Here is a 12707-nt window from a genome sequence, read left to right on the forward strand (position 1 = left end):
CTGTTTGGCTCAGATTGAAATCGCTTCAATTTTCTTGATCAAGCTGCGGGACTGGATATAACCGTTGGCAGCAAACCATAGCAGTGAATCGCGAATGGCAATCTCGACTGGTGTTTGTGGTAAACCCAATTGCTGTACCGCTTTGGCACAATTAAAAGAGGTACCTAATTGCCCAATTTTTGCGGCTGATGGAGTAACCAGAGGTGCTTTATGGGTAATATGCTGGGTCACCCATAACGCGGCATGTCCTGCTAGTTGGGAGGAAACACCTTCAATCAGGTTTGGAATGGTGATCACAGGTCGCCAAATGCCCAATAAATGATGAACAGTTTTCGCCATGCTTACACCATCCAGATCTCTATTTCCCAGAATATAGGTTTCACCTGTTATGCCTTTTTCTGCAGCCAGTACATGACCTTTGGCAACATCTCTGACATCAATCATATTGTTGATCGCAGCTGGCACAGCGAGCGCTGGCATCTGGGCAATTGTTAACAGTAATTTTCCTGTTGGAGTTGGCGCGATATCTTGGGGTCCAATAGGGCCTGTTGGACAAACGATCACCACATCTAGACCGCCTGCTGCAAACTGTAAGGCAATTTGGTGTGCTTCAAATTTGGTCAGCACATAAGCGTCGCCTGTTGCACCTAAAGCAAAAGGACTCTGTTCTGTAGCCTGAATGCCTTTAGCTTGTCCCGCAAAACATGCACCTGTGCTGGTGTAAACCACCCGTTTAATGCCAGCTTTTTTCGCGGCATTCAGAACAATACGTGTACCTTCTACATTGACCTTGCGCATCAGTTCAGGTTTTGGCAGCCATAAGGCATAGATAGCAGCGGTATGAAAGACTAAATCACAGCCTTCAACAGCTTCATCCATTTTGATCGAGTCGGTAATATCGCCTGCAATCAGTTCAACATCTAAACCTTCAAGATTGGTGAGTTTTTCCTGAGGCAAATGTAAGACCCGAACTTCATAATTTTCATTCAGTAGCATGCGTACGATATGTGAACCAATAAAACCAGCACCACCTGTAACTAGAGCTTTCATCATTTACCAACCTTAATGAGATTTTTATCCAAAGGAGAGGTGGATAAAAATGCGACAATTTTGTTGTTGGTACTATGCCGAATCACTGCAATGTGTCATAGTTCTTGAAATGACAGTTTTGACCATTTTACGACATTTTATATAAAGCATTGATGAGATAACGACAGTGAATCCGTCTTTACCAGGAACTTATGTCAGTCTGATGGCTGATGTGGTACAAAAATTAAATATTCCCGCAGAGATATTACTGGAAGGAAGTGGCGTTGAGGTTGAACAACTTTCACAGCCGTTCTGGTATTTAGATTTTGATATTTTTAATCAATTACTGAATCGAGCGGTTGAACTGACCAACGAACCTGCATTGGGCGTCTATCTTGGCTTACAAATGACGGTGTCATGCCATGGTTCAGTTGGTCTGGCCGCGATGGTTTCACACAATCTGGGTGAAGCACTAAATGTTATGGAACAATTTATAGGCCTGCGTTGCCCAGCATTAAAACCACGTTTAGAAATTGAAAATGGATTTGCCTCACTTTATTTAGATCAACCCATGATCAACTTTAAGATGGGGATTGTGGGCATGACATTTCTGATGGTGGGCTTTGCCCAAATGTCCAATGCCATCACAGGAAACAAATTAGAAATTAAGGCTGAACTGAATTATTTCGAACCTGCATTTTTAGCTCAAGTCCAAGAATTATTACCCTGCGAAATTAGTTTTAATCAGCAGAATAACCGCCTTATTTTTCCTGAAAGTTATTTAGCACTTCCACTAATTATGGCTGATCCACTCGCGGCCAGATTGGCTAGAGAACAATGCAAACACGATTTGAACAAGCTGGTGGCAAAACGAGGAGAGAAACGCCCGCTAACAGCTTTGGTCCGTGAATTGCTTTTTGATGAGGTTGAAGGTTTTTTCAAAATGAACGAGGTTGCAGATAAGTTGCATTTGACAGAGCGGACATTACAGCGTCAATTGGCAAAAGAGGGAACCACTTTTCAGCTTCTCTTGGATCAAGTCCGAGAGCGATATGCCAAAAAATTACTGAATCATCATGAATATAGTATTTCCTCTATTTCAGAAAAATTAGGCTACTCCGATGTGACCCATTTTACCCGTGCATTCAAGCGCTGGGCCAATCAGACCCCGAAGCAATATCGCAATTTACGAGAGTCGGTCTCTAGTTAACATCAGACTGTTTATTTAAGACAGAGAAAGGCGAGATAGCTTAACTAGAGATCGAGTGCAAAAAAGTTGAAATCTACACTGCTGGTTGAGATAATCCACCACCTAAAGCTTTATAGAGTTCGATCTGGTTATTTAACTTGGTTTGTTCCAACATCAATAGACCTTGTTGCGCTGCATAAGCAGAACGTTGTGCATCTAGTACCGTCAAATAACTGTCAATGCCGGCCCTAAAGCGAGCCGTAGATAATTTATAGGTGGTATCAGTTGCTGAAACCAAACGGCGTTGAGCACTCAAGCGATCTTCAATATGGGCACGAGCAGCAAGCGCATCATTGACTTCACGAAAAGCAGATTGAATGGCTTTCTCATAGTCGGCAACAGCAATTTTTTGCTCTGTTTCAGAAATTTTAATATTGGCTTTACGCGTTCCCCAATCAAAAATCGGAACATCAATACTTGGCCCAACTGACCAAGAGAAGCCTCCTGATTTAAATAAATCTTTGAGATCAGTCGATGCATATCCCGCCGAACCTGTCAGACTAATGGTCGGGAACATGCGTGCTTTCGCTGCGCCAATATTTGCCCCAGAAGCAAGTAGCTGATATTCAGCAGCTTTTAGGTCTGGACGATGATTGAGTAAATCACTGCTTAAGCCTGTTGCAAAGGTACTTTCAGCACTAATACTTTTCACGGCATGATTCGGTAGGAGATTTTGAGGAACAGCTTGGCCAGCCAATAGATCCAGTAGGTTTTTTGCTTGTGACACTTGGGTCTTATAGGTCGCCACATCATTTCGGGCTGTTTCAACCGAAATCTGAGCCTGACGTAAAGGAACTTCACTATCAATCCCGACATCAAAGCGTTTTTTGTTGAGGTTATAGGAATCGAGTTGTGCTTTTAAGGTCTGCTCAGCCAGATTTAAATTGGCCTTTGCATAGGCATAATTCAACCATGCTTGGCTGACCTGACTCACTAGACTAATTTGAGTGGCATCTCTGGCACTTTGGGTGGCAAGGTAATTGTTTAGCGCAGCATCTTTTAAACTTTGTACACGACCCCAAAAGTCTAACTCATAAGCAGTTACGCCAAGGCCGACCTGAAAGGTGGAATAAGGATTATTCGGATTTACCGTAGGGTTGACTTGTCGTACAGCACTGCCAGTTGCTCCAATAGTAGGCAACTGGTCATTTTTACTGATTTGATATTGTTGCTGTGCACGTTGGATATTCAGTGTTGCAGTACGTAAGTCACGATTGTGATTTAAACTGATGTCGATCACTTTTAATAAACGAGAGTCTGAAAAAAATTGTTGATAACCCTGATTGGCAATTGAAGTTCCAGCCGTGGTTTGAGAAAAATTTTGTGGAATATCGGATTGAATCACAGGTTTTGGTGCCTGCATATTCATACACGCCGTCAAGGCCATTGAAAGCGTAGAGACAAGTAGGCCACGAGATAAGACAGTCACATTAGACATGGTCTTCTCCAAATAATATAAGGATAAATACAGAGGAGGAGTCAGAGGAAATCCATTGATTCCCTCTGCTCAATGTCATTTAAGATGGATTTTTTTGCTTCGAAGAAAACAGCTTTTCAACTGCACCCAGAATAAAAATGAAGAAGACTGGGACAAAGAAGATCGCTAGAATTGTCGCTGAAATCATGCCACCAAATACACCTGTACCTAAGGCATGCTGTGTTTCCGAACTGGCACCTGAAGCGATGACCAATGGAATCACACCACAGGTAAAGGCGAGTGAAGTCATCAGAATCGGACGTAAACGAAGTTTGGCTGCAGCAACAGTGGCCTCAACTAAACTCATGCCTTCTTCTTTCAGCATCTTGGCAAATTCGACAATCAGAATCGCGTTCTTGGCCGATAAACCAATAATGGTAATCAGACCGATTTTAAAGAACACATCATTCATTAAACCACGTGACATAATCGCAACCACCGCACCAAAGATACCCAAAGGCACCACCAGCATGACTGAAAGTGGAATGGCCCAACTTTCATAAAGCGCAGCCAGAACCAGAAACACGACCAGCATAGACAAGGCAAGTAAGAATGCCATCTGCGATTCAGATTGCTTTTCTTGCAAAGAAATACCTGTCCATTCATAGCCAATCCCTTTCGGTAGTTTGGCAATCAGGTTTTCCATTTCACGCATGGCATCGCCTGACGATGTATCAAAGTTCGGAATACCTGCAATACTCAACGATGGACGTCCGTTATAGCGGTTATATTGCTGTGGTGCTTTATTCCATTGCGGTGTGACCACTTCAGATAAAGAGACTAATTGCCCATTTGAACCCATGACTTTCAGATTCAGAATATCTTTTAATTGCATCCGCGATTTGGCGTCGACCTGTACAATCACTTGTTGCATACGTCCCTGATTCGGGAAGTCATTGATGTACATTGAACCCATTGAAGTAGAAATGATGTCCGAAACATCTGCGAACTTCACACCAAGAACATTCAATTTTGCACGGTCAATTTTTAAAGAAATATTGTCACCTTGTGGTAAGCCTTCATTCCATACCATATAGAACTTTTTATTCTTGGCTGCCATTTCCATTAACTGGTCTTGTGCAGCTAAAAGTGCAGGCATCCCTAGGTTGGCACGGTCTTGTAAGCGCAAGCTGAAACCTGAAAAAGTCCCAAGTTCATCAATGGCGGGTGGAAGCACAGCCATGGTTGCGCCTTCTTGACTATGTGCCATCGTTTCATTGACAGCATTGGTCATTTCGCTTGCACTGGAAGTACGCTCTTTAAAATCTTTGAGCGTGGTAAAGGCAATCCCCACGTTTTGACCTGCACCACTGAAGCCCCAGCCCATAATCGTGGTGTTACTTTTTACATTCGGATTGTCTTTTAAGCTACTTTCAAATTCATTTACCACATTGCGTGTTCTTTCAGCAGTGGCGTCAGAAGGCAACTGGAATGAAGTCAGGAACCAACCTTGATCTTCTTCAGGCATAAATGCCGTTGGCCAATACTTCATACCTGCGAAGGTAAGACCTGTAATCACCACAAAGATCGCCATCATTGGAATGCTATGTTTGATCACTTTCAGCAGGATCAATTCATACTTTTTGGTGACTTTATCGAAGCTACGGTCAAACCATGCAAAGAAACCTTTCTTTTGATGATGGCCATCAATCGGTTTGAGAATGGTGGCACATAGTGCAGGAGTCAAAATCAACGCCAATAATGCCGAGAACAGAATTGACACTGACATAGTTAAGGTGAATTGTTGATAGATAATACCAACCGAACCACTGGCAAAGGCCATCGGTAAGAACACCGCTGCTAGGACTAAGGTAATCCCAATAATTGGGCTAGTGATTTCCTTCATCGCTTTGGAGGTTGCTTCTTTCGGTGGCAGACCTTCAGTTGCCATAATCCGTTCGACGTTTTCCACCACCACAATCGCATCATCGACGATAATCCCGATCGCGAGCACCATACCAAACATGGTCAGTACGTTAATCGAGAAGCCTGCAAGCAACATCACCGCAAAAGTACCCAACAGCGCAATCGGTGCAACAATGGCTGGAATTAAGGTATAGCGAACATTATGCAAGAATAAATACATCACAATGAACACCAGAACCATGGCTTCAAGTAAGGTATGAATTACTTTTTCGATTGAAATTTTAACGAAAGGTGCAGTGTCATAAGGAATACTAAATTGCATGCCTTCAGGTAAATTGAGTTTTAATTCTTCAATTTTGGCTCTGACACCTTCAGCCGTTTTCACTGCATTGGCACCCGGGCTGAGCTGAATTGCAGCAGCCGTTGCTGGTTTACCATTTTCTAAAATTGCAAAGTTATAGGCTTGTGAACCCATTTCTACATTAGCAACGTCAGACAGTTTAATAACACTACCGCTGGTCTTACTTTTGAGACTGATATTTTTAAATTGTTCAACATCGCCCAATTGACCTTCGGCAGATAAAGGAATTGTAATCAATTGCCCTTTGGCAGCAGGCAGATCACCAAGTCGACCGGGTGCAATCTCGACGTTGTTTTCACGGATGGCATTGTTGACATCACTAATCGACAGGCCGTAAGACACCAGTTTGTTTGGGTCAACCCAGATACGCATGGCTTTTTCAGCACCGAAGGATTGAACTTTACCTACGCCTTCAACCCGTTTCAGTTCTTCGACCACGTTACGGACCAGATAATCACTCACGTCAACTTCAGAATATTGCCCGTTCGGTGAGTTGATTCCAACCAGCATCAGGAAGCCTGATGAAGAGGCCTCAACTTGTAAGCCTTGTTGGCGAACCACTTGAGGTAGACGTGCTTCAACAGCCTTGATCTTGTTTTGTACATCGACCTGCGCCATTTCAACATCTGTACCCGGTTTAAAGGTCGCAGAAATCTGAGCTGTACCAGAGGTATCCGTGGTCGCGCTATAGTAAAGCAGGTTTTTAACCCCAGATAATTCTCGTTCGATCAAAGTCACAACGCTGTCATTGATCGTTTTGGGAGTTGCACCTGGATATACCGCAGTAATGTTGACTTGAGGTGGTGCCACACTTGGAAAGCGGGCAATCGGTAATTTGGGAATACTAAGCACCCCAAATAAAATAATGAAAATCGCAATCACCCATGCAAACACAGGGCGGCGAATGAAGAATTGTGACATCATCATTGAGCTCCTTGTATTGCAGGGACTTTCCAGTTGCTGATTTCAAGTTTTTGATTGGGCTGAATACGGTCAATACCTTCTACAACCACTTTATCGCCTGTTTTCAGGCCTTTATTGGCAATATAGAATTGATCATACTGTTGGCCCAACTCAATTGGGCGAATCTCTGCTGCACCTTTCGCATTGATCACATAGACTTGCGGCTCGCCATTGATGTTGCGTTGTACTGCTTGAGCAGGAATCAATAAAGCTTGAGGGATCGAAGCACGGTCAATATTGACACGCACATACATACCCGGAAGTAATTTTCTTTCAGGATTATTCACTTCAATACGGATGGTGACATCGCCAGTTTCTGGATCAACATTGATGTCTTCAAAGAGCATTTTGGCTGTGACGTTATAGGCTTGACCATGACTATTTGAAATACGTACCGTTTTTTCATTATTGGCAGACAACTCACCACTTTGTAGCGCGGCTTGTAAACGTTCGTATTCACCAATCGACTGTTTTACATCGACATAGACTTTATCAATTTGTTGTACGGTTGCCATGGTATTGGCATCACCTTGGCTGACCAATGCACCTTCAGTGACAAACGATTGTCCGATCCGACCCGAAATCGGGGCACGCACAGTGGCGTATTGCAGATTTAGGTTTTGACGTGTAAGTAAGGCTTTCATCTGGGCAACATCAGCTAAGGCCTGACGATATTCAGCTTGGGCATTACTGACTTCTTGCTTACTGATCGCATTGCTTGGTAATAATTGTTCATAGCGTTCTAACTGAACTTTTAAACGTACTACTTCTGCTTCAGCCTTATTCAGTGAGGCACGATTACTGTTCACATCTGCTTGGAAGGTTTCAGCATTAATTTTATACAGTGCTTGGCCTGCTTTAACTTCACTGCCTTGTCGGAATAACACTTTTTCAATAATACCGCCGACTTGAGGGCGAATCTCAGCAGTTCTGAAAGCCTGTACACGCGCTGGTAAGTTTTCGCTAAAGTTGACCGCTTGCGGTTGAAGATTTAAAACACTCACTTTTGCAGGGGGCGTTTCAGCTGGCTTTGCCTCATCAGAACCACAGCCTTGTAATACAAGTCCGATGGATAAAAATAATGGAAGTAATAGATGCTTTTGCATTCTGTCCAAACCTTGGGAGTTTTTGATGCTGACATTATTTTCCTGCTTTGTGTAACCAACATCGGGGAAGTGTGGAAAAAGTGTGGAGATTGACAGATAAATCATCGTATGATGAATAGATTGTATTATTTGCCTAGATGGTTATGTTTGAGCATTCTTTTTCTTTCGATTGTCATGACAAACTTATTCTCGTCGTAGAAGATGAATATGAGATTGGTGATATTATTGAGCACTATCTCAAACGTGAAGGCATGCGTGTCATTCGTGCCATGAATGGTAAGCAAGCGATTGAAATGCATACTGCACAACCGATTGATTTAATTCTGCTAGATATTAAATTGCCTGAACTGAATGGTTGGGATGTGCTAAATAAAATTCGTCAAAAGGCGCAGACCCCCGTCATTATGTTGACTGCACTTGACCAAGATATTGATAAGGTGATGGCATTACGGATTGGTGCTGATGACTTTGTGGTTAAGCCTTTTAATCCCAATGAGGTGGTCGCACGGGTGCAGGCTGTGCTACGACGGGCTCAGCAAAACAGCCAAACAGTCAACAAGAATCTCATCTATAAAAACATCGAAATTAATACCGATATACATAGTATCTATGTTCATCAACAAGACAAAAAAGTCATGCTGAATCTTACCCTGACCGAATATAAAATATTGCTGCAAATGATTGATCATCCTTACAAAGTTTTTACGCGAGGTGAGCTTTTAAATCACTGTCTGCCAGATAGCGATGCTTTAGAACGCACAGTCGACAGCCATGTCAGTAAGCTGAGAAAGAAACTGGAAGAACATGGTTTACAACAGATGCTGATCAATGTGCGTGGTGTCGGGTATCGCTTGGATCATCCGCAAGATATATAAGCTTGAATGAATCAACACGGAAAAGAACTGATCTGGAAATTGAAATGAAAAATAAGTCAGGCATTAGTAAACAGCTCTTTATTGCATTAAGTATCGTGAACTTGAGCGTGACACTTTTTTCAGTTTTTCTGGGCTATTTTATTTATAACTATGCCATTGATGTAGGGTGGATTACCTTAAGCTCTTTGCAGGAAGATTGGACTGAATTCCATTTTGTCGATTGGATTTGGCTTTCTACAGTGGTTTTTTGTGGTGCTGTTATTTCTTTAATTATTGGGATGTTTCTGGCACAACGCTTTATTAAGCCAATTAATTTTTTGGCTGAAGCTGCAAAAAAAATCAGTCAAGGCGACCTTTCTGCAAGGGCAGATGATAGCCAGATTCATTCCACTGAAATTGCTGAGTTGATGCATCATTTTAATGACATGGCACAGCAGTTGGAAAGCTCGGTCGAAAATGCTCAAGTCTGGAATGCCGCGATTGCCCACGAACTCAGAACACCCATCACTATTTTGCAAGGGCGCTTACAAGGTATTTTAGATGGCGTGTTTAAACCCGACGAAGCTTTATTTAAAAGCCTGCTTAATCAGGTTGAGGGTTTGTCGCATTTGGTCGAAGATCTACGTACTTTGAGTTTAGTTGAAAATCAGCAACTCAGATTAAATTATGAAAAGATTGATTTTAAATTGCATGCGGAAAAAGTTTTAAAACTGTTTGAAGATCGCTTGGTAAAAGCTCAAATTATCCCAGTACTGGATGTCAGGGCCGCATTGATTAGCTGTGATCGTCGTCGTCTTGAACAAGTACTGATTGCCCTGATCGAAAATGCAATTCGCTATGCAAATGCAGGAACACTTAAAATTTCTACGCAGTGGGTGGCAGGTGATTGGGTACTGAAGATTGAGGATCAGGGGCCAGGTATTGCGCCTGAGTATCAACAGGATCTATTTGATCCTTTTTTCAGATTGGAACAGTCTAGAAATAAAGAATTTGGCGGAACGGGTTTAGGTCTCGCCGTTGTTCACGCCATCGTCGTTGCGCACAAAGGTTCAATTGAATATAGCAATCCGAATCACAATAGTGTGTTTATAATTCGTTTGCCTGTTAAGTCTTTTTAGAACTAGTTTTTTACATGCATATTTAAAAACATGCATTTTACTAATTGTTTTTCCTCATCTTATTCTATTTATTTAATTGATTTGCCTCTTATTTAAGAGAGAGTTTTTTTAATTATTAAAAAATAGTATACAATTTTTTAAAAATGGTATACTTTATTGTGATTATATCAGAACTAAGGATATGTATTTTGAATAATAATCAAGAAATGGAATATGACCAAAGGACTTTGTCTACGTCCATAGAATTAGAAAAAGTCATCCCCAAAAAGCCATTTTGGAAAACTTTAATTTTTCAGATGGTCCTCGGTCTACTTTTAGGGTTGTTAGTCGGACATTTTTTCCCATTATTTGCTACAGAGTTGAGTCCACTTTCTGCTGCATTTATGAAATTGATTAAAGCTGTTGTGGGGTTGATTATTTTTTGCACTATTGCTGTAGGGATTGCAAGAATTGGAAGCCAAGCAAGTGTTGGAAGAATTGCTTTAAAATCAATTTTATATTTTGAAATAATGACAACACTCGCAATGATAGTCGGGCTTGTAATCGTAAATACGGTTAAACCTGGTGAAAAAATGAATATTGATCCTACGAAATTAGATTCATCTAGTTTGACAAATTTTTCCCATACTGCTGAGTCACATACGATTGTCGGTTGGTTAATGACTATTATTCCAGATACATTTGTTTCAGCTTTTACAAATGGGAATATTTTACCAATTCTTTTCATTGCAATTCTATTTGGTGTCGCCTTCCTTAAAATGGGACATGCAGCTGAACCAATAGTGCATTTAATTGAAAAATTGTCGGAAGCAATTTTCATTATTGTAGGAATGATTATGAAATTGGCTCCTTTGGCTGTATTTGGTGCGATTTCTTATACAATTGGTAAATATGGAGTTGAGTCTTTTATTCCATTAATAAAATTTTTATTACTATTTTATGTATGTTGTAGTGCATTTATTTTAATCGTATTAGGGAGTGTAAGTTATCTTTATCAAATTAATATTTTTAAGCTTATTCGTTATTTTAAAGAAGAATTGATATTAGCATTTTCTACGGCATCTTCTGAAGCAGCTTTGCCAAATGTTATGAAAAAATTAGAGCAATATGGCTGTAAAAAACATGTTGTTGGTTTTGTAATACCTGCTGGATTCTCCTTCAATCTAGATGGTTCCTCCATGTATTTTATAATGGCAATTATTTTTCTCGCTCAGGCATGCAATATTAATTTGACGCTTATTCAAGAAATATCCTTAATTTTAATTTTTATGATTACCTCAAAAGGAATTGCTGGTGTTGCTGGTTCTGGATTTGTGACTTTAATCGCAACACTATCTATCTTTCCTTATGTTCCTGTTGCAGCAGTTGTTCTATTGCTAGGAATAGATCGCTTTATGGATTCAATGAGAACCTTTACAAATCTAATAGGAAATATTGTTGCTGTTTGCATTGTAGATAAATCGGAAAGTAAAAAAGCAAATTAATCATCCATTTTTTAAATAGCCACTTGATTTTGACAAGGAGTAGATATGCCACTCATTACTATTGAACTTTCACCAGGTCGTACGCATGAACAAAAGAAAGAGTTTATGGAGCAAGTAACAAAACTTACTTCGGAAGTACTTAAATGTTCAGTTGATACGATTGATGTTGTGTTTAAAGAAGTGTCTGGAAATCATTGGGCACATGCAGGAAGGTTCTATTCAGAACCAGATAAGTAAGGTGTTATTGGTAAAAGCATATTTTAAAAAGTTGTTCTTTATAACAACTCCCATTAATTTCAAAAGAGAAAATTGTCATGGATATTGGTATTAAAGGTTTTGATCATCCAGTTATTGCTGTCAAAAGCTTACCAGAGTCTCATACTGTATATAGTAATTTAGGTTTTACCATTCCTCCTCGGGGAAGTCATATCGAGTGGGGTACAGGTAACTGGTGCATTATGTTTGAGAAAAACTATCTTGAACATCGTGGAATTCTAGATGCTGATCGCTACACGCATGGATTAGAAAATTTCTTAGCAGAACGAGAAGGCTTGTTAGGTACAGCTTTTCGTTCAGATTTAGATAATCGTGATCTCTACAGAAATGCATTAAATGCTAGTTTAAGTCCCTCTGAACCAAGAGAACTTACTCGAAATTTCGAGCTTGAGACTGGAAAAGTCCCTGTTTCTTTTCGATTAGTGTTCTTTAATAAAGATGATGTTCCAGCCTTAATGTCTTCTTTGGTTTGTGAACATCTCACACCTGAACTATTACGTAAACCAGAATATCTAGTTCATCCAAATACTGCTCATGATATTTTTGAAATGACTTCTGTTGTTGATTCACTTGAAGGAGTAGAGGAGCAATTAAAGAAACTTTTTGCGGAAGATAGTGTTGTCCAAGAAATGGATCAAATTAAAGTAACTTTACCTGATGGTGGTGTTCACCGCGTATTAAATCAAGCACGCGCAGAAAAAGAAGGTCTAGTCATTCAAAATGTAGTCGCTCCGTATTTAAGTAGTTGTGGCATTTCTGTGGAAAAGATAGAAATATTGAAAACTATTTTAGAGCAGAATAATGTGCCTTTTATACAGGTAGGGGCTTTGATCCGAGTTACGCCTGAAAATGCATGTGGTCTTTATTTAGATTTTGCAGAGATGTAAAGAAATGATAACTAGT

General features: G+C 40.5%; 10 protein-coding genes. 6 read left to right on the top strand and 4 right to left on the bottom strand.

Annotation, left to right across the window (positions count from 1 at the left end):
• Nucleotides 1–9 precede the first annotated feature (9 nt).
• On the bottom strand, nt 10–1050 hold the full coding sequence (locus F957_RS19635; protein ID WP_032860977.1) for an NAD-dependent epimerase/dehydratase family protein: 1041 nt from the start codon (nt 1048–1050) through the stop codon (nt 10–12).
• A gap of 166 nt (nt 1051–1216) precedes the next feature.
• On the opposite strand from F957_RS19635, the gene F957_RS19630 reads away from it, so the two are divergent.
• The gene (locus F957_RS19630) at nt 1217–2239 is read left to right on the top strand and encodes an AraC family transcriptional regulator (RefSeq protein WP_016542134.1); all 1023 of its coding nucleotides are present in this window, start codon (nt 1217–1219) and stop codon (nt 2237–2239) included.
• Between the two features lie 73 nt (nt 2240–2312).
• Here the strand turns inward: F957_RS19630 and adeC are convergent, their stop codons facing one another.
• The 3 genes from adeC to F957_RS19615 form a co-directional block, all read right to left on the bottom strand.
• The gene (gene adeC / locus F957_RS19625; protein ID WP_016542135.1) at nt 2313–3716 is read right to left on the bottom strand and encodes an AdeC/AdeK/OprM family multidrug efflux complex outer membrane factor; all 1404 of its coding nucleotides are present in this window, start codon (nt 3714–3716) and stop codon (nt 2313–2315) included.
• A gap of 79 nt (nt 3717–3795) precedes the next feature.
• Nucleotides 3796–6906, bottom strand: coding sequence for an efflux RND transporter permease subunit (locus F957_RS19620; RefSeq protein ID WP_016542136.1), 3111 nt, complete (start codon nt 6904–6906; stop codon nt 3796–3798).
• Nucleotides 6906–8051: an efflux RND transporter periplasmic adaptor subunit gene (locus F957_RS19615; RefSeq protein WP_016542137.1), complete on the bottom strand. Its 1146-nt coding sequence runs from the start codon at nt 8049–8051 to the stop codon at nt 6906–6908. Before F957_RS19615 ends, F957_RS19620 begins: the two co-directional genes overlap by 1 nt.
• 143 nt (nt 8052–8194) lie before the next feature.
• On the opposite strand from F957_RS19615, the gene adeR reads away from it, so the two are divergent.
• The 5 genes from adeR (at nt 8195) to F957_RS19590 (ending at nt 12691) form a co-directional block, all read left to right on the top strand.
• Nucleotides 8195–8926: an efflux system response regulator transcription factor AdeR gene (gene adeR / locus F957_RS19610; protein WP_016542138.1), complete on the top strand. Its 732-nt coding sequence runs from the start codon at nt 8195–8197 to the stop codon at nt 8924–8926.
• A 44-nt stretch (nt 8927–8970) separates the two neighbouring features.
• The gene (gene adeS / locus F957_RS19605; RefSeq protein WP_016542139.1) at nt 8971–10044 is read left to right on the top strand and encodes a two-component sensor histidine kinase AdeS; all 1074 of its coding nucleotides are present in this window, start codon (nt 8971–8973) and stop codon (nt 10042–10044) included.
• 188 nt (nt 10045–10232) lie between these two features.
• Entirely contained in the window at nt 10233–11528 is a 1296-nt protein-coding gene (locus tag F957_RS19600) for a cation:dicarboxylate symporter family transporter (RefSeq protein ID WP_016542140.1), read from the top strand.
• A 45-nt stretch (nt 11529–11573) separates the two neighbouring features.
• A complete protein-coding gene (locus tag F957_RS19595) occupies nt 11574–11765 on the top strand; it encodes a 4-oxalocrotonate tautomerase (RefSeq protein ID WP_016542141.1) in 192 nt (63 codons plus the stop codon).
• Nucleotides 11766–11842: 77 nt separating this feature from the next.
• Nucleotides 11843–12691 carry a VOC family protein gene (locus F957_RS19590; RefSeq protein WP_016542142.1) on the top strand — a complete coding sequence of 283 codons (849 nt, stop codon included), beginning with the start codon at nt 11843–11845 and terminating at the stop codon, nt 12689–12691.
• Nucleotides 12692–12707 lie beyond the last annotated feature (16 nt).

The sequence above is a fragment of the Acinetobacter gyllenbergii CIP 110306 = MTCC 11365 genome (assembly GCF_000413855.1).
GTDB classification, from domain to species: Bacteria; Pseudomonadota; Gammaproteobacteria; order Pseudomonadales; family Moraxellaceae; genus Acinetobacter; species Acinetobacter gyllenbergii.